Origin of the sequence: Reichenbachiella ulvae (assembly GCF_025833875.1) — a bacterium.
GTDB lineage: Bacteria > Bacteroidota > Bacteroidia > Cytophagales > Cyclobacteriaceae > Reichenbachiella > Reichenbachiella ulvae.
Genome location: NZ_JAOYOD010000001.1, coordinates 909244 through 927897, shown reverse-complemented (window position 1 = coordinate 927897; position 18654 = coordinate 909244). Strand labels below are relative to the sequence as shown.

Below are 18654 nucleotides of genomic sequence, written 5' to 3'. Positions count from 1 at the left end.
TCGTAATATTATAAAAACTGGAGGGGAATAGATTCTACCTCTCCAAATATCTCTAAAAAAGATGGTGTACGTTAGGCATTCACTTCCTGCTATTCAGTAGCTGATAAGTTCAATCGGTCCATCAAATAAATCTCAAACCTGTGCAACTAAGTAAGATTTAGCATCATCATATAGTCAAAACCTACTGATCTATGAACACTGCACTCAACTTTGAAGATGACTTGATCCTCGGGATAAGAAACAAAACAGGATTCCAACAACTGGAAGTCATAAAAATAAATGCACACAAGGACTGCTCGTCCGTTTTGGCCATGCTTGTTTTGAAGCATGATAGCAGAGTGGATTTGCTGTGTAGACAAAACCATAGCATCCTTGCCAAATTAGTCGCTCAGGAACTCGGTATTTCGCAACATCAGGTGGGAATGCACCTCTCTTCTCAATGTATAAACGGGGCAAAATGCTGTCAGGCCATTCAATTCCTCAGTGCCATTACTCGTTGTTTACTCACTAGAAGCGCCGCTCACATCTGGAATATCTCTCCTGCAGAATGCACCTTACGGGCGGGAAAAGTAAGGCAGTTATCGAAAGATTTTAGTTTTGAATTAGGTGAGTTGATCGGTATGGCCAAAGAACTGGACATCCCTCAGCATGCGGAATTGCGTTATCAATTCGAGGGTTTAGAGATCTGAGCAAATCAGGTAAAAAACCAAAGCTTGATAGCCATCCCGGAAACTGCCACAACCAAAAAATATCGCACCCACTTCTCTCCTTTGTCCACACTCCATCGACTGGCAAACCACCCACCGATTGCAGTTCCTGAACCCAGTATCAGACCCAAAAGCCAATCTACCTGCCCTTCCCAAATGAAAACAACCAATGAGAAAAAAGTATACACCAGTGCTACAAAAACTTTGATGCTGTTCACTTTCACCAGATTCATTTTGTTGACTAAACTCAGAGTAGCCATGATCACAAAACCAATTCCAGCATGAATAAACCCTCCATAAATCCCAATGAAGAAAAAGAGAATGATGCTGGTCCAGCGTTTCTTTGGTGATAGGTCTTCATCGGTAAATTCTCTAGGCTTGGCCGTCCCAAAAACCGTCATCAACAAAACCACCACCATTACGATAGCCAGAATACGATTAAAAAGTTCCTCGCTTATATCTATGGCCACCTTTGCCCCAATCACTGCCCCAATCAATGAGGTCACAGACAACCATATCGCAAAAGGAAAGGCTGAAACTCCTTTGCTCTTAAATCCGCGAACAGCAAAAATATTTTGCATGAATATCCCAATGCGATTGGTACCATTAGCTACTGGCGCAGGCAAGCCCATAAAGATCAATACAGGAAGGGTCAATAGTGAACCTCCACCGGCCATCACATTGATAAAACCAACAAGGATCCCCACTCCAAATACGAGTAAATAGTGATAATACTCCATAACGATTATAAGGCTTTCACTTCTAATTGATCGGGACAGATTTCGAGCAACTCGCTCTGAGTTTTTTGCAAAATGGGATGAACCAAATCAGCCGCAATTTCCACCAAGGGTACTAAGGTGAATCTTCTATTTTGTATCTCAGGATGAGGAATGATGAGATTACTTTGATTCACGACTTGATCATCAAAATAAAGCACATCAATATCTATCAATCGAGTGCCCCACCTTTCGTATCTCACCCTTCCATGTTCCTTTTCTATGGTTAGACAAAGACGAAGGACCTCTATGACTGGCAATTCCGTTTCAACCTTGAGCACTTGATTCAAAAAATCGTCTTGATCTTGCTTGCCCCAGGCAGAAGTAAAATAAATCGAAGATGATGTAATAACCGGTCCAATTTCAGTACTAATAGATTCAAATGCGCGACGCAAATTAGTTTCCTTCTCACCTAAGTTGGTTCCTAAAAGCAAGTAGCATGTACTCATGAAAATAATTTAAATAATTTTAAGCCGCGAAGCTCTCAGAAAAGTTTTGCAATATTCTCATTTTTATTGAAAACAAACTTGTATGTCTTTTATTAAATCAGTTTTATCAACCCTTGTCGGCCTGATCATTTTCAGTGTCGTCGCAGGCATCTTTTTCATCGCGATGATCGCAGGCTTTGTAGCCATGAGCGAAGAAAAAGTACCTGAAGTCACTTCCAACACTGTTTTAACCATCCCGTTGAGTGGATTGATCATGGAGCGAGTGCCAGAGGACCCTTTCAAAGATTTGTTTCCAGAGTCCTCAGACAATAACATGGCACTTCTAAACACGCTTGCTGCCATCAAATACGCAAAAGAAGACGACAACATCAAAGGCATCTACCTCAAACATGGAGGTATCGGAGGGGGCTACTCTTCTTTTCACGAAATCCGTACCGCACTCGAGGATTTCAAATCAAGTGGAAAATTTATTTATAGCTATGCGGAATACATGTCTGAAGCCAATTACTACATCGCATCTGTAGCAGACGAAATCTATGTAAATCCTGCCGGAGCGATGGAATTCAATGGTTTGAGTGCGAATGTTACTTTCTTCAAAGGCCTGCTGGACAAACTGGATATCGAAGCTCAAATCTTCAGAGTAGGTACTTATAAAAGCGCAGTTGAACCTTTCTTCAGAAAAGACCTCAGTGAGGCCAACCGTGAGCAAATGACCTCATTTATCAACAACATCTACGACAATTACCTCAAGGCTGTGAGTCAATCTCGAGGAATCGAGCTTGAAGAGCTTCACATGATATCTGATCAGATGAAAGCCAGAGAACCTGAAGATGCGCTTGAATTAAAACTGATCACAGGTGTAGGCTATGAAAATGAATTCATAGCCAGGATGAAGGAAGAAATGGGATTGAAGGAGGATGACGATATCAAGACGGTTAGCCTTGGAGGATATTCTAAAGTGGTCAATGATAAGTACTCCTCTAATAAAATAGCTGTGATCGTAGCTGAAGGCGAAATTGTATCTGGAAAAGGAGACATCAGTCAGGTTGGATCTGAAAAATTCGTAAAAGCGATTCGTGATGCCAGAGAAAGCAAAAGAGTTAAAGCGGTAGTGATTCGTGTCAACTCTCCTGGTGGGTCAGCTCTTGCTTCTGATGTCATGTGGAATGAAATCATGCTTACCAAGAAAGTAAAACCTGTCATTGCCAGTATGTCTGCGGTTGCAGCTTCTGGAGGCTATTACATGGCTATGCCTTGTGATACGATAGTCGCACAGCCTATGACCATTACAGGTTCCATCGGGATATTTGGTATGATTCCAAATATGGGTGGCTTTCTAGAAAACAAACTGGGCATCACTAATGATGGAGTAAGTACAGGTCAATTCTCTAACCTGTATCGGGTTTCGAGCGCATTGAATGATGAGGAAAAACAAATCATCCAAAACTCAGTGGAAGAAGGTTATGAAACCTTCACAAGCAAAGCGGCCGAAGGAAGAGACATGAACATCGAGGACCTAAAAGCAGTCGCCTCTGGAAGAGTCTGGACTGGCGAACAAGCCAAAGAAAAAGGCCTTGTAGATGTATTGGGCAGCTATGAGGATGCCGTTCAATTGGCTGCAGATGCAGCTGATCTTGGCGATGACTATATGGTCAGCTACTACCCTGCTCTCAAAAGCAAATGGGAAGAAATACTAGGCACAATGGCAGATGAGGCAGAAGCCAAAATCATGAAAACCCGATATGGCATCCTTGCAGATCAGGTCGAAAAGGTAAAACAACTAGAATCTTTCAAAGGTATTCAAGCTAGGATGCCATTTGAATTAGAAATTAAATAGTTTTACGATTCAAAAAAGAATTGTACCCTTTTGGGCATAGATAAAATCTAAAATCAATGATCATAAGAAACGATTGGACGAGAGAAGAAATCACCGAGATCTACAACACTTCAGTTATGGATTTGGTGTATCGAGCAGCCACTGTTCACAGAGCCTACCACGATCCTAACGAAGTTCAGGTTTGCACACTATTGTCTGTTAAAACTGGTGGATGTCCAGAGGATTGTTCCTACTGTCCACAAGCAGCTCGCTATCACACGGATGTGAAAGTAGAAAAGTTGATGGAAGTAGATACGGTTATCAAAGCAGCAGCAGAGGCAAAAGAAGCAGGAAGTACTCGTTTTTGTATGGGAGCTGCCTGGAGAGAAGTTCGAAACAATAGAGACTTTGACAAGGTTATAGAAATGGTCAAAGGAGTGAACGGTATGGGAATGGAAGTATGCTGTACTTTGGGAATGCTAACTGAAGATCAAGCCGAAAAGCTGAAAGATGCCGGTCTGTATGCATATAACCATAACTTGGACACTTCAGAAGAGCACTACGACGAAATCATTTCTACTCGTACTTATGATGATCGTCTGGATACAATCAAAAATGTTCGCAAGGCCAAAATCTCCGTTTGTTCTGGAGGTATTATTGGTTTAGGAGAAAAAGATGAAGACAGAGTGGGAATGTTGCACACGCTAGCTACGCTAGAAGAGCACCCAGAGTCTGTACCTGTCAATGCTTTGGTACCTGTAGCCGGTACTCCACTAGAGGATCAACCAAGAGTTTCGATTTGGGAAATGATCCGAATGATAGCAACTGCCAGAATCATCATGCCTACTTCTATGGTAAGATTATCTGCAGGACGAGTGAGAATGACCGTCGAGGAGCAAGCCCTTTGTTTTTTAGCCGGAGCTAATTCAATCTTTGCTGGAGACAAATTGTTGACCACTCCAAATCCAGAAGAAGATGCCGACAAGAAAATGTTCCAGACTTTGAATCTCAAGCCTAGAGCTTCTTTCAAAGATCAGAATGAACAAACAGTAGATTTCAAACAAATTCCAGAGCAAGAAGAGGCTTAAGGAATTTATCTAATAGAAAAGGGCTGCATTGATGATCAATGCAGCCCTTTTTTTATTTCTATCAAGCCTTCTTAATTCAAATTAGGCTGAGGTGTCAATCGTAAATACGGCTTCACTTCCTTGTAACCCTTCGGAAACAATTCATCTGCCTGTTCATTCGTCACTGCAGGTACGATTACACATTCCTCCCCTGCCTTCCAGTTGGCTGGAGTAGCTACTTTGTGATAGGCTGTCAATTGCAGCGAATCAATCACACGTAGCAATTCGTCGAAATTACGACCTGTAGATGCTGGATAAGTGATTGTCAATTTCACTTTCTTGTCAGGGCCGATCAAAAACACAGATCTTACTGTCAGTTTATCATCCGCATTCGGATGAATCATACCATACAATTCAGATACCTTTCTATCTTCATCTGCTATGATTGGAAAATTGACAGTTGTGTTTTGTGTCTCGTTGATGTCCTTGATCCAACCTTTGTGGGATTCAACTCCATCAACACTTAATGCTACAACTTTGACATTTCTTTTGTCAAACTCGGCCTTATAATTAGCAGCTGTACCTAATTCGGTGGTACATACTGGCGTATAGTCAGCAGGGTGTGAAAATAATATACCCCAACTGTCGCCTAGCCATTCGTGAAAGTTAATTTCTCCTTCTGAGGATTGCGCGGTAAAGTTTGGAGCTTCGTCTCCAAGTCTAATGTTACTCATGGTTAATAAGTGATTATATTAAGAAATAATAAAGTGAAAATTCTAATCCTATGGGACTGAAAAGGAATTCAATCCAAAAATGATTTTAACAACAACAGCAATAAAGTGTTTTGTTGCAGAACTGAATAGAGTCGATAAATTTTCTCATTTTGATAAAAATTTTATCATTTTGAATGAATAGTTCTAACGAAAATAAAAACTAAGGGTTGAAATGCAGAAGTATTTTTTGGTTAAATGAATGATTCGCACATCTATCAACCCAATCAATCCCCTGTTTAACAAGAACTTATCACCATACACTACTTAATTACAATTTACACTTTTATTTTTCATCCAATATTCTGCATCATATTTGCGTTAAGGATATGCAGTTGCAGGCAACCGGCTATTACGAGAACATTTAGTTATTTTAAACTTAAAAACTTCATTTATGAATATTAGGAAAACATTGAAACCAGTTGCACTTTTTGCTTTGGCTGTTGGTATTTTGGCTTCATGTGACAGTGAAAAACAAAGTGCCAGAATTCAAATCAGCCTTGTAGATGCCCCTGGCGATTACGATGCAGTGATGATTGATATTGAAGATATCCTTGTCAACACTAGCTCGGATGAATCAGACGAATCAGGATGGCAATCATTAGACACAGCAGAGCCTGGAATTTATGATCTGCTTAAATTAACCAATGGTGAGGAAGCCTTCTTAGGAGAAGTCGAGTTACCAGAAGGCCAACTAGGTCAGGTAAGATTACTATTGGGTGATGAGAACACATTAGTGATTGATGGAGAAGAAACCGCTCTAACCGTACCATCAGGAAGCCAGAGTGGATTGAAGCTGAACGTATCAGCAGAAATCACAGGCGGTGTTACTTACAAATTGATTTTAGACTTTGACGTTGACAAATCAGTGGTTAAAGCTGGAAATTCCGGAAAATATAACCTGAAGCCTGTGATTCGTGCTGAAATGGAAGCTCAAACTGGCGCGATCAGCGGTACAGTTGCTCCATTAGAAATAGGTTCTACTGTATATGCTATCATTGGTGAAGACACCATTGCTTCTACAGTTCCTGATGAAACTGGCGAATTTCTATTACGAGCATTGGACGCAGAAACTTACAGTGTTTCAGCAGCTCCAGAAGAAGGTAGTGGATATGATGGAGCTACTGTGGATGGTGTTGCTGTTGTAATTGGTGAGGTGACTGATGCAGGTGAACTGACCATGACAGAAACTGTCGTAGAAGAAGAAACTCCTACTGAAGAAGCAGGAGAATAAATAAAAAACTTTGATGAAACACTAAAGTCCTTGCATTCAGCAAGGACTTTTTTTATATCCATACCTAATGAATTTAGATGTATAGACATCTTTTATATTATAATAAATATTATCTATTCACTAATCCCCTATTCAATTCCCGATAAATCTAATTTTGCAAGCTTGAATAACGCAATCAGATATTTTGAACTCCGCCTGTTCAAACCTTTATGCTAAGAAAATTAATAGCAGGAGCTTTGCTTCTTTCAGTCATCTTACTCCTTGGTTTCCTATTTTGGGAACAAGAACTCCAGTATTCCTTTCCAACTCCAGTCCCAAATGATTATCAGATCGTACCCGTTAATCAATCACTGGTGATACCTGATAGTAGCCTAGCTCCAATTGACCGACCTGTTTTCTACCACTTTTTTAAACCAGGGTGTCCCTGTTCCAGGTTCAATGTCAAACATTTCAATAGTTTGAAAAGAAAATTTGAATCCAAAATGGACTTTGTAGTTGTAGTACCTGAGGGAAGTGATTTTGAGAAATCCCTATCTTATTTTGACAAGGAATTGACTGTAACAATAGATCAGGGAATGAAGCTCGCACATACTTTCGGGGTTTATTCCACTCCACAAGCAGTAATAGTCAATACCGACAGAAAATTATTCTATCGAGGCAATTACAATAAGGCTAGATACTGTACAGACCCTGGCAGCAATTTTGCACAAATGGCAATAGACTCATTGATGATGAATAGAAATGCACCAGATTTCGGATTACTATCTACTATATCGTATGGGTGCGGATTGCCCGACAATGAATTTAAACTTTGGAAATTAACCCTTTAGTCAATGACAATAGACCAAATATCGAAAGTGCAGATAGCACAGATTTTAAAACCACACCACTTAGGAGCTGACATCTATATGTCACGGGTACTCATGGTGCATGCAGGGCTAGCTATATTTCTGGCTTTTTTCTATGACACGTGGATCCTGGCACTTTCTGTGGGGGCTTTGTCTCTCATCGCGTGGTTTGGCACCAAAGCCTTGCTACCGAAGCACCAGCTTCATCGGTATGTAGGCAGCACCTTTCTCGGAATCTATGTAGCCTTATTCATCTATCAAATGCACGGTCTATTCGAAATGCACTTTTTTGCTTTCATCAGTGCCGCCATCCTCATCATTTATCAAGATTGGAAACTTCAAATTCCATTGATCGCTTTCATTCTTATTCATCATGCGAGTTTTGCTTACGCACAGTTCATGGGGGTTCCAGATGTGTATTTCACCCAATTACAGTATATGGATCTTCAAACTTTTATTTTTCATGCAATACTCGCTACAGCCATTGTAGTAATTTGTGGAAAGTGGAGTCAGACTTTCCGACAAAACACCTTAAATGACGCCATTGTCAAATTGCACCTAAGATCATCAAATAAAAAGATGGCCGACATTAACAAAGCGCTTCATGCAGTAAAACAGGAACTGAAAAAGAAAAATGAAGAACTGAACCAAAATAATGAAGAGCTCAATGCGCAAAATGATGAGCTAGTAGAAACCACAAGAAAACAAATGGAGATCAATGCCAGACTAGCCCAAACAGACATCAAATCATTTTAGAAGCAACATGCCCGAGCAGTCCTCGGGCATATTTCTCAAAAGTCAACTGGTTAATCACGCAATAGATTTTCCAATACCAAAAGGTCTGTGGAATTATTAGCCCATTTCGAAGTAAAAAGCTCTGGGACAGGCGAAAAGGTATAAGTGAAAGACCCAAAGATTAAATCTTCGTCTCCATCCTGATCCACATCAGCAGACTCCATCACTAACCATCTTCCCTCATTAGACACGGGAAACACACTAGGCACAAACTCCATCCCCTCAGTATCTTTATTCTCCAAATAAATAATAGATTGATCTGTTGTTTTTCCGTAATCAGGGAATGTAGACATTAAGGCAAAGTCCCAATCGCCATCTTGATCAAAATCTCCAGATTTTACCCTGGTGGCACCATTCATAGGGTAGAAATAGGCCTCATCAAAGTTATTTTCTCCTTGATTGAGATAAATACGCATACCGTGATAAGGCTTGAGCACAACCGAGTAATCGGCATTATCGCCATTGACCGTTACGATATCCAAATCACCATCTCCGTCAAAATCTAATAACTCAAACCAGCTGATTCCATAAACCGGACTCATCGACACCAACTGCTTCAACGAGAATGTAAGATTCTCTTCCTGATAAAGAACATAGATTCCTTCCCTTGCCTGTGAAGCAACAAATATCAAATCTAAGTTCCCGTCTTGATTCATATCTTTCGCGATCACACGTATCACACCAGGCAGACCATACAATGCTTCCTTGACATATTGGCCCTTAGGATCCTTTTTCAAAAGCGAAAGTTGACCCGTCAAGTGTCCAAATTCACTGATAACAAATTCTAGTTCACCATCATTATTCAAATCTCGCACCAATGTATGCACAGGACGATGAAGGCTATCTACTAAAACAGTGGTGTCCCCTTCCACTTTTATCAATCGCCCTTTTTTCTCTTCAGAGGGGTTTAAAACGCCAATTTCGGTGAGATAAGAAGCCTTAGAAGTTTTGGTATAATCTATCACAGTAGTCTCCCAGTCAAACCTTAGCGTCCTTTTCGTAGATAAAAAATCATATTCAAATAAACGTCCTGATAGATCCTGAGCCAAGACCGCATGTGTAGATTGATCATAACCCAATCTAACAACATAAGCCCCTCCGGCATCATCCAAATTGACCTGATGGGATTTAAACTCCAAATTGGTTTCAGTAATGGTTGGTACATCATTAATCACTGAATCAGGCGCCAATTGGATGATGTATTCACGCAATATTCGCCATTCCTCCTGACTCAGCATGGCTTGAGTTGGATATTGACCTGACCTGATGGTCGCTTCCATTTTCCGATAGCTCATCCCCTCATAGGGATTATAGCCTTCTTCTCTAATTCCCATCTTAGCAGCCATTTCTGGCAAAACATATTGATCCCAGGTTTTTTTAGGCAAATCCTGAATTTCTACAGCTTGATGACATGAGGCGCAATAGGTAGTGTATAATTCCTTCCCGCTTCTTTTTTCGCTCTTTTTAGAGCATGACAAAGAAACAATCAACAATAGCAGAGTGGACAAAACCAGGTTTGGGAGCTTTTTCATTTTCATTAATTTGAAAGATAACCATTAATGCCAGTTCTTACATTCAAAACCTTACGCTTTGGGAGCAGATGGATTCAAATCTCAACCCAAACCTTTAAAACCCATATGGATTAGAGCCGTTGGTATATATAAGCATTATTTGATAACTAAAGACAGAAAACATGAAAACACAAACTTTTGATACACTTTCGGAAGCGATGAATGCCTTAACTAAAGAGGGGTTTAAGGAAAACTTCATTCCCAAAGAGAATTCCATTCATGCCGTCTTTTCAGATAAGCATTACCAGCCACAAGAGCTAAAAATTACCCGCAATTTCAGATTCGAAGGGATGACTAACCCTGGAGATTCAACTGAATTATTTGCCATTGAGGCCAAAGACGGAACCAAAGGAACCATGAGTATGAACTATGGAGCCAACGGTCATCAAAATGATGAATTGATCAAAAACATTGAAATGGTCGATAACCAGAACTAATAATTCAGTTCCCGGCTTTTGACATTGCGAAACATCCCCTCGGATTCATAGAATTTACCTCTCTCGATCATCCCGATGTATTCCGTTTCGCCTTCCCTTCTTTCATAGACGTAATCTTTGCCTAGATAATCCAAAGAATACAAATCAAAGCCCATGGACACATCGGCATCTCTTACGACTAATGCATCGAATAGCATGCCAGTGTGAGTTTTATAATTGTGGTCGAGATAGAAGTATAAAATATGGCCTTCCTCAGAAACAGGGTCAATGATATGCTCTGAGGTCATTTTAGTGTCATGATTTATAAATTCGATTTTTCGCCAGATAAAATATGGTGATCCTTTGCTGGTGAAAAGTTTCCATTTGTATCGGTAAGTGATATCGACATTCTCAAATGTGAATTTCACTTTCCGATAATAAAACAAGTTGAGTGAATCTATATAATAGAGAAGTATGATAATTGAGATGATAATAAAAAACACAATCCCGAAAATAACTACCGGCTCGTTTAGTTTTAGAATGTTGGCAATAACAGGATTCATACTCAGGTTTTCAACTTAACATCAGGTTACAGACAATCAAACGACAGAGTTCTGTCAATTGATCATAATCCCGATAACTTTTTATCAAAAATAAAGCTTTGGAACTTCAATAAAGATAGACAAGTCCATACTTTTGTTCAAACTCTGAGAAACAATATGGAATCAGGTGTACATACCACGAAAGAAAAAGCCTTATCACTAAATCTAAACGAATCAATTTATGGATCATTAGCGGAAATTGGCGCTGGCCAGGAAGTCGCCGCTAATTTTTTCAAAGCAGGAGGTGCTTCAGGTACCATTGCCAAAACCATGTCGGCCTATGACATGGACTTTTCGGATGCCATTTATGGACAGACGGAGCGATATGTCTGCCAGGAAAAGTTGATGAAAATGCTGGACAAAGAGTATGGCCTTCTTTCGAAAAGGTTAACCGCACGTGCAGACAAGAGCAAATTCTTTGCATTTGCCAACACCATCGAAACCATCAACTTTAAAAAGACCAATCAAGGGCACGGTTGGTTGGGGGTTAGATTCCAATTGGAGCCTAACGCGCCGCACAATGATATCATCATACATGTTGTATTGAAGGACCCAGAGACGATTTGGCAGCAGGAAGTTTTGGGTAAAATTGGAGTTAACTTGATCTATGCCTGCTTCAACCACAATATCAATCCTGATAGAATGATGGTTTCTATCGTGGACAACATAAGTGAAGGACGAGTAGAAATTGATTACTTCAAACTCTCTGGCCCAAGCTTTAAGCATGTAGACAACCGTTTGATGAGTTTGAAACTAGTCAAATATGGTTTAACTCATGCAGCCATGTTTGATAAGAACGGAAACAACCAGCAGCCATCTACTTTCCTTTACAAAAAGAATATCTGTGTTCTAAGAGGGTATTTCCGACCTGTCACGGTAGTGAGTGAGGATATGATTGAGTCTTCCATCAACGAGTTCAAAAAGGACGCAAAAGTTGAGCATGACAAAATATTGATTACCACTGAACTGACACTGAACGATCTGTCTATGGATGGAAAAATCGACGAAAACGATTTTCTGGATAGAGTCGAGCTACTCAACTCTCTTGATCACAATGTATTGATCTCTAACTATACCGAACATTATAAACTTGCCGCATTTCTTTCCCAGTTTACAAAAGGAAAACGCATGTCCTTCGTAGTGGGAACAGATAATCTGCGCAAACTATTCGACGAGAGCTATTATGAAAGCCTGAGAGGAGGACTTTTGGAATCCTTCAGTCGATTATTTGGTTCTAATGTCAAACTACTCATCTACCCTACCCTATACAATGGTCAAATTGAGACCTCTCTGAATTTTGAGCCACCCAAGCATTTAGAGCACTTGTACCTCTATTTGAAGGAAAATGACTTCATTGTGGACATTGATTCAGCCAAAAGGAACATACAGCATGTCCAATCCAACGAGGTTTTGAGTCAAATAAAGTCTGGAGACTCTGGCTGGGAACAACATGTACCAGGGAAAGTTGCCAGTATGATCAAAGACAACAAGATGTTTGGCTACAAAGCCTAACGACAAAATAGAATTCAGACCGTTCATCAGGTAATTTTTACTGATAATACATTTTCGTATATCTTCGTGATTTAACAACAAAATTCAAATGGCCGCAAGAGGAAATTTTAGCAATCGATTAGGTTTTATTTTAGCAGCTGCAGGTTCTGCAGTGGGATTGGGTAACATTTGGAAGTTCCCCTTCGAGGTAGAAGCTGGCGGTGGTGCTGTCTTTGTGGTCTTATACTTGATCTTTTGTTTTGCTCTGTGCTTCCCTGTGATGGTTACTGAGGTAGCCATCGGTCGAAAAACCGAAAAGAACCCAGCGGGTGCATTTGTAGCATTAGGCTTCCCTAAATGGAAATATCTCGGCATATTAGGAATCGTCAGCGGTATCATCATACTTTCTTTCTATAATGTGGTTGCAGGCTGGGCATTCGGCTACTTTTTAGAGATGGCTCAGGGCAACTTCGACATTGGCAACAACTTCGGAAGCTACATTACCAACATATGGCAAATTGGGTTGTATGCAGTGCTATTCATGGGAGCGACAGCCTTCATTGTTTCAAAAGGTATTGCCGGTGGGATTGAAAAAGCCGCAAAAATATTGATGCCAACCCTGATCGTTATGATCTTAGGTATTCTTGCCTATTCATTCACCTTGCCCAATGCCATGATCGGTATCGAATACTATTTGGTACCGGAATTTTCTGAAATCAACCTTAGAGTAATTGGTGGAGCTTTGCGTCAGGCCTTTTTCTCACTCTCATTAGGTATGGGAGCTTTGATCACCTACGGTAGCTACCTTTCCAAAAATGAAAACATTGTAAGCTCGGCAGCCTCAATCACCCTATTCGATGTGGGTATCGCTTTTTTCGCAGGGTTGATGCTTTTCCCACTGGTCGCATATAGTACAGGTGGCGATATGAGTAATATACAAGGAGGTGCTGGCTTGATATTCGTGACCCTTCCAGGTGTTTTCGAATCTTTAGGACCAGTCTTAGGTATAGTTTTAGGTGCATTCTTCTTCCTATTGCTATCTTTCGCTGCATTGACTTCTACTGTATCCCTACTGGAAGTTCCTGTGGCCTACATTGTGGATGAGTTCAAAGTAAAAAGAAACAAGGCTGTTATTATTATGGCATTGATCATTTTTACAGCAGGACTTCCTTCCTTAGTAGGCAATGGATATAGCGAGTTTTTCACCAAATTCATTCATTATATCGGAGCAGAAGAACCGACTGACTTCATGACCTTCCTTGGGCATTTGGCTGATATTTCCTTGTTGCTGGGTGGATGTTTGATTGTAACATTTGCGGCCTACGTTTGGAAAAAAGAAAATCTACATGAAGAACTAGAACAAGGAAATGAAGGATACTCTTCTTCATGGCTCAAGACCTTCATTAACATTACAGTAAGTTATGTTTGTCCGGTCTTACTAGCACTTCTATTCGTTTTGGTAGTTCTAAACAACTTCTTCGGAATAGATATCATCAACTAAAAGCTGTATTTACTTTTTGACGAAACTGTCTAATTCGCCTTCCAAATTGATAGAATAATCACCAGGTTCCAAACGGCGTAAGGGAATTTCCTTGGCCGTTCCCTGAAGGATAATCTCTCCGCTGCTATTCATGATCTCGTAGCGGGCTTCACGTGAGAAATACATCATGTTCGTAACTACTTTAGGCGAAAACGTGACACCTATTGGATAATGATAGTATTCGATTTCTTCGGAGTAAAGATATCGACCATCTGGTAATTCATAGCGAATGCGAAATTTATTTCCACCATCTGCTAACTTAGGAATATAAGCATAGGTTGCTCCATTGAACCTACCTTTGGGTCGAACCATTTGCACTTCATCCCAATAATCATTTTTCAATTTCTCAATTACAAACTTCCCCTCTTTCCTATCCCCTTTGGTGTACCAATGGAGAACAGAATCCCTCATCACTAAGCTATCAAATTTGAAAGATGAGTAATACAAAACAGCCTCAGGGTTGACAATGCGAGGCTGGCAACTATCGGCATGAATAACCTGAATATGGACAGGACTGTACAACTCTACTTCATCAAGATTCAGCCTGATTGCGGTAAGGTTTACATTCACCTTACTCTTCTTTCCATTGATCAAAATAGATTGAACACAAAAGCCAGCCTTTGAAATGATGTATGGATTTTTGACATAAACATCCTCACCTTTGTTGACTCCAGTCAAAACAATCTCCTGAGCCTCAGCGAGATGGGCAGCCAATAAAAAAATAAGCAAGCAAAGGAATCGTGCTATCATTCTTTGAATTTTCATATCCTAAATTGTAAGAAGCCTTGAGCGCTGGCTGAATGATCATCGAAACAATCATAGGATTCTTTACTTCTTCTGAAATAAAACTATATACATAATTAGATAATTCAAGGAACTTTATCTAGAAATAATACAATTATAACTCAAGCGTCTTTTTTTAACCATCATTAGCAAAACAACTAGATTATTGAAACATTAATTGCGTGGAAGCGATTGAACTTACGTTGGTCTTGATAAATTTGACATTCATCCAAAATTGGCGAGCATGAGACGAATTCTTTTCATTCTATTTATTGCCCTGGCAACTCAGGCACGTGCTTCCTACCTTTTCTTGCCCATGGACGAAACCCAGTCCAATCATTTGAAAGCCTATGGCATAGCCTACTGGGTGCTGGAAAATGATGTAAAAGTAGACTGGCTTCTCAATTACAAGGGCGGGGCATTTATGTTCAAATATCTGCAGGCCTTTGAGAATGAGCTGATCATACGTGGTGTTAGCTATCAGGTAATATCCGATGCACAAGCCAACAATATCCTGGGAGAAATCGCCAGCCCTTCATCTAACATGGATGCCATGACGCTAGACAAGGTCCCTAAAATTGCCGTTTACTCACCCAAAAGCAAACAGCCCTGGGACGATGCAGTTACTTTGGTACTGACCTATGCAGAGATACCCTACGATGTGGTTTTCGATGATGAGTTGATGTACGACGAATTACCTAAGTATGATTGGCTACACTTACACCACGAAGATTTTACGGGACAGTATGGACGGTTCTACCGAGTCTATCAGCATTTCCCATGGTATCAGGAGCAACAGCGAGAATATGAAGAATCTGCACGTAAGCATGGGTTCAGCAAAGTTTCTCATCTCAAACTAGCGGTAGTTAAAAAAATCCAGGCTTATGTAGCCAGCGGAGGATTCCTATTTGCGATGTGCTCGGCTACTGATACTTACGACATTGCCCTGGCTGCCGAGGGGGTAGATATCTGCGAATCCATGTTCGATGGAGACCCTATGGATCCGAAGGCTCAATCTAAGTTAGATTTTACCAATACTTTCGCTTTCGAAAACTTCATTTTGGAAAGAAACCCTTACGTATACGAATTTTCAAGCATCGACACCTCTCCTGCCCAGCGGGGTCTGAGAGAAGAAAACGACTACTTCACCCTTTTTGAGTTTTCTGCCAAGTGGGATCCAGTACCGACCATGTTGACTCAAAACCATGACCATATCATCAAAGGATTCATGGGGCAGACTACTTCATTCAAGAAAAATCTCGTCAAATCGGATGTAGTAGTATTGGGAGAAACCAAATCAATCGATGAGGTTAAATATATTCATGGGGTCTTTGGCAAAGGGTTCTGGACTTTTTATGGCGGTCACGATCCTGAAGATTACCAACACATGGTCAGCGAGGAACCTACAGACTTAAATCTTCATCCAAATTCTCCCGGATATCGTTTAATACTGAACAACATTCTGTTTCCAGCTGCAAAGAAAAAGAAACAAAAAACTTAACTATCAGATGGTCAAGGACACAGTTCTTAATCATTGCATTAAATTCGAATTGAAAATCAAAACACCTATTAAGTACATATCATGGACAACAGAAAATATTTACCATTTATCCTAATTGGAGCGGTTGGACTTTTTGTCATAATCAGTCTATCCTCCAGTTTATTCTTCAAAGTAGAACCAGCAGAACGTGCCGTAGCATTCTACACCCTTTCCGGTGAACTTGACAAAGACAACATCATCACACCAGGGTGGCATATCAAAGCTCCATGGACCAGCATTTACACTTATGACGTATCAGAAAGCAAAGTGGAAGAAAGCATGGATGTCCTGGACAAGAATGGCCTTTCTATCAATGTGGACGTATCCGTGCGTTTCACTCCTATGAAAGATAAAATCGGCGAGATTCAAGAAAATTTCAAAGGAAACTATATCAATGTACTTGTGATCCCTGAAGTAAGGTCATCTGTAAGACAGGTCATGGGTAGATATACAGCCGAAGAAATTTATTCTACGAAAAGAGCTGAAGTTGAAACAGCCATCAAAACTGAGACAGAAACCACACTGGCTAGTTCTCAGAACAATGTAATCATGAAAGCATTGCTCATTCGTTCGATCAATCTGCCTGCACAAATCAAACAAGCCATCGAAATGAAGCTTCAGCAGGAACAGGAAGCCTTGGCTTATGAATTCAAATTGCAGAAAGAACAAAGTGAGGCAGAAAGAAAAAGAATAGCTGCTGAAGGGGAAGCTCAGGCCAATAAAATTGTTAATTCAAGTTTGACTCCTGAGCTTTTGAAAATGAGAGGCATTGAAGCCACCCAAACCTTGGCAAATTCGCAAAATTCTAAGGTGGTAATAATCGGAAATTCAAAAGATGGCCTACCCTTAATATTAGGGGACAATTAGACTTCTTTTTGAGGCAAAAAAGTTTAAATTCGCGTAAATTTTAGTCGTAAACATATTCAGTAAATAATGTCAGAAATAGCAGAAATCAAGGTAGGAGATAAAGTTATACAACTGCCAGTCGAAGTAGGTACCGAAAACGAAAAAGCAATCAACATAGGTACATTACGAGCGCAATCTGGACTGACAACATTAGATCCAGGGTATAAAAACACTGGAGCAACCAAAAGTGCCATTACTTTCCTCAATGGCGAAGAAGGAATTTTGAAACACAGAGGATATAGCATCGAAGAGTTAGCTGAGAAATCAACTTTCATCGAAGTAGCTTATCTTTTGATCTATGGCAACCTGCCTACCAAGGCGGAGCTAGAGAAATTCCAGGGGGAAATCACGACTCACACGCTGGTTCACGAAGACATCAAAAAGATATTGGAAGGCTTCCCTTCTACTGCACACCCAATGGGCGTACTGTCTTCTTTGGTTACTTCTCAAACCGCATTTTATCCTGAGTCATTAGATCCTAACAGATCGGTCGAAGAAGTAAACCTTAGCATCATCAGAATCATCGCGAAGATGCCAACGTTTGCAGCTTGGGCTTACAAAAATCAAATTGGACATCCAGTAGTATATCCAGACAATAGCCTGGACTACTGCAGCAACTTCTTGAAGATGATGTTCTCTTTGCCTGCAGAAGATTATCAAGTGGACCCAATCGTTGCGAAAGCATTGGATACGCTATTGATTCTTCATGCAGATCATGAGCAAAACTGTTCAACCTCAACTGTGAGAATTGTTGGTTCTTCACAAGCAAGTTTGTATGCTTCTTTGTCAGCTGGTATCAATGCCCTTTGGGGACCACTACACGGTGGAGCCAATCAGGCAGTGATCGAAATGCTGGAAGCAATCAAAGCAGACGGTGGAGATGCGGACAAATACCTCGCTAAAGCGAAAGACAAGTCTGATCCTTTCCGTTTGATGGGCTTTGGTCACAGAGTTTACAAGAGCTTTGACCCTAGAGCAAAAATCATCAAAAAAGCTGCAGACGATGTATTGGACAAATTAGGCGTAGATGATCCAGTATTGGATATCGCAAGAAATCTGGAAGCTAAGGCATTGAAAGATCCTTACTTTGTAGAAAGATCTCTATATCCTAACGTGGACTTCTACAGCGGTATCATCTACAGAGCATTGGGTATCCCAACTGAGATGTTTACAGTAATGTTTGCCCTAGGTAGACTACCAGGTTGGATCGCTCAGTGGAAAGAAATGAGAGAGAACAACGAACCAATTGGTAGACCAAGACAGGTTTACGTTGGCGAGACTGATAGAAAATATGTAGATATCGACAAACGATAATCTTAGCATAACAATATTTCAAAACCCTG

Annotated in this window: 18 protein-coding genes; 12 read left to right on the top strand and 6 right to left on the bottom strand. The window is 40.4% G+C overall.

Annotated features, from left to right (window positions below; all coding sequences use genetic code 11):
• Positions 1 to 191: 191 nt before the first annotated feature.
• Positions 192 to 689, top strand: coding sequence for a hypothetical protein (locus N7U62_RS03490; RefSeq protein ID WP_264136491.1), 498 nt, complete (start codon positions 192 to 194; stop codon positions 687 to 689).
• Between the two features lie 5 nt (positions 690 to 694).
• On the opposite strand, the gene N7U62_RS03485 is transcribed toward N7U62_RS03490, so the two are convergent.
• Entirely contained in the window at positions 695 to 1447 is a 753-nt protein-coding gene (locus N7U62_RS03485; protein ID WP_264136490.1) for a sulfite exporter TauE/SafE family protein, read from the bottom strand.
• A gap of 5 nt (positions 1448 to 1452) precedes the next feature.
• Complete coding sequence (folK, locus tag N7U62_RS03480) at positions 1453 to 1932, bottom strand: 2-amino-4-hydroxy-6-hydroxymethyldihydropteridine diphosphokinase (protein WP_264136489.1); 480 nt, start codon at positions 1930 to 1932, stop codon at positions 1453 to 1455.
• Positions 1933 to 2014: 82 nt separating this feature from the next.
• On the opposite strand from folK, the gene sppA reads away from it, so the two are divergent.
• Positions 2015 to 3769: a signal peptide peptidase SppA gene (sppA, locus tag N7U62_RS03475; RefSeq protein WP_264136488.1), complete on the top strand. Its 1755-nt coding sequence runs from the start codon at positions 2015 to 2017 to the stop codon at positions 3767 to 3769.
• Positions 3770 to 3825: 56 nt separating this feature from the next.
• Positions 3826 to 4836: a biotin synthase BioB gene (bioB, locus tag N7U62_RS03470; protein WP_264136487.1), complete on the top strand. Its 1011-nt coding sequence runs from the start codon at positions 3826 to 3828 to the stop codon at positions 4834 to 4836.
• A 71-nt stretch (positions 4837 to 4907) separates the two neighbouring features.
• On the opposite strand, the gene N7U62_RS03465 is transcribed toward bioB, so the two are convergent.
• Entirely contained in the window at positions 4908 to 5549 is a 642-nt protein-coding gene (locus tag N7U62_RS03465; protein ID WP_264136486.1) for a peroxiredoxin, read from the bottom strand.
• A 430-nt stretch (positions 5550 to 5979) separates the two neighbouring features.
• On the opposite strand from N7U62_RS03465, the gene N7U62_RS03460 reads away from it, so the two are divergent.
• The 3 genes from N7U62_RS03460 (at position 5980) to N7U62_RS03450 (ending at position 8423) form a co-directional block, all read left to right on the top strand.
• Entirely contained in the window at positions 5980 to 6819 is an 840-nt protein-coding gene (locus N7U62_RS03460) for a DUF4382 domain-containing protein (RefSeq protein ID WP_264136485.1), read from the top strand.
• A gap of 209 nt (positions 6820 to 7028) precedes the next feature.
• Entirely contained in the window at positions 7029 to 7649 is a 621-nt protein-coding gene (locus tag N7U62_RS03455) for a TlpA family protein disulfide reductase (RefSeq protein WP_264136484.1), read from the top strand.
• Positions 7650 to 7652: 3 nt separating this feature from the next.
• Positions 7653 to 8423 carry a hypothetical protein gene (locus tag N7U62_RS03450; RefSeq protein WP_264136483.1) on the top strand — a complete coding sequence of 257 codons (771 nt, stop codon included), beginning with the start codon at positions 7653 to 7655 and terminating at the stop codon, positions 8421 to 8423.
• A gap of 50 nt (positions 8424 to 8473) precedes the next feature.
• On the opposite strand, the gene N7U62_RS03445 is transcribed toward N7U62_RS03450, so the two are convergent.
• Complete coding sequence (locus N7U62_RS03445) at positions 8474 to 9994, bottom strand: FG-GAP repeat domain-containing protein (RefSeq protein WP_264136482.1); 1521 nt, start codon at positions 9992 to 9994, stop codon at positions 8474 to 8476.
• Between the two features lie 161 nt (positions 9995 to 10155).
• Here N7U62_RS03445 and N7U62_RS03440 point away from each other — a divergent pair, with 161 nt between their 5' ends.
• On the top strand, positions 10156 to 10470 hold the full coding sequence (locus N7U62_RS03440) for a phosphoribosylpyrophosphate synthetase (protein WP_264136481.1): 315 nt from the start codon (positions 10156 to 10158) through the stop codon (positions 10468 to 10470).
• On the opposite strand, the gene N7U62_RS03435 is transcribed toward N7U62_RS03440, so the two are convergent.
• Positions 10467 to 11012: a hypothetical protein gene (locus N7U62_RS03435; RefSeq protein WP_264136480.1), complete on the bottom strand. Its 546-nt coding sequence runs from the start codon at positions 11010 to 11012 to the stop codon at positions 10467 to 10469. The genes N7U62_RS03440 and N7U62_RS03435 overlap by 4 nt on opposite strands.
• A 156-nt stretch (positions 11013 to 11168) precedes the next feature.
• Here N7U62_RS03435 and N7U62_RS03430 point away from each other — a divergent pair, with 156 nt between their 5' ends.
• A complete protein-coding gene (locus N7U62_RS03430) occupies positions 11169 to 12563 on the top strand; it encodes a TonB-dependent receptor (RefSeq protein ID WP_264136479.1) in 1395 nt (464 codons plus the stop codon).
• An 88-nt stretch (positions 12564 to 12651) separates the two neighbouring features.
• Positions 12652 to 14043 (top strand): sodium-dependent transporter, encoded by a 1392-nt coding sequence (locus N7U62_RS03425; protein WP_264136478.1) that lies wholly within the window; start codon positions 12652 to 12654, stop codon positions 14041 to 14043.
• A gap of 9 nt (positions 14044 to 14052) precedes the next feature.
• Here the strand turns inward: N7U62_RS03425 and N7U62_RS03420 are convergent, their stop codons facing one another.
• A complete protein-coding gene (locus N7U62_RS03420) occupies positions 14053 to 14847 on the bottom strand; it encodes a hypothetical protein (RefSeq protein ID WP_264136477.1) in 795 nt (264 codons plus the stop codon).
• 262 nt (positions 14848 to 15109) lie between these two features.
• Between N7U62_RS03420 and N7U62_RS03415 the strand changes: the two genes are divergently transcribed.
• The 3 genes from N7U62_RS03415 to N7U62_RS03405 all read left to right on the top strand — a co-directional run bounded on the left by N7U62_RS03415 (position 15110) and on the right by N7U62_RS03405 (position 18625).
• On the top strand, positions 15110 to 16366 hold the full coding sequence (locus tag N7U62_RS03415) for an asparagine synthetase B (RefSeq protein ID WP_264136476.1): 1257 nt from the start codon (positions 15110 to 15112) through the stop codon (positions 16364 to 16366).
• A gap of 81 nt (positions 16367 to 16447) precedes the next feature.
• Positions 16448 to 17272: a prohibitin family protein gene (locus tag N7U62_RS03410; RefSeq protein WP_264136475.1), complete on the top strand. Its 825-nt coding sequence runs from the start codon at positions 16448 to 16450 to the stop codon at positions 17270 to 17272.
• Positions 17273 to 17338: 66 nt separating this feature from the next.
• Positions 17339 to 18625, top strand: coding sequence for a citrate synthase (locus tag N7U62_RS03405; protein ID WP_264136474.1), 1287 nt, complete (start codon positions 17339 to 17341; stop codon positions 18623 to 18625).
• Positions 18626 to 18654 lie beyond the last annotated feature (29 nt).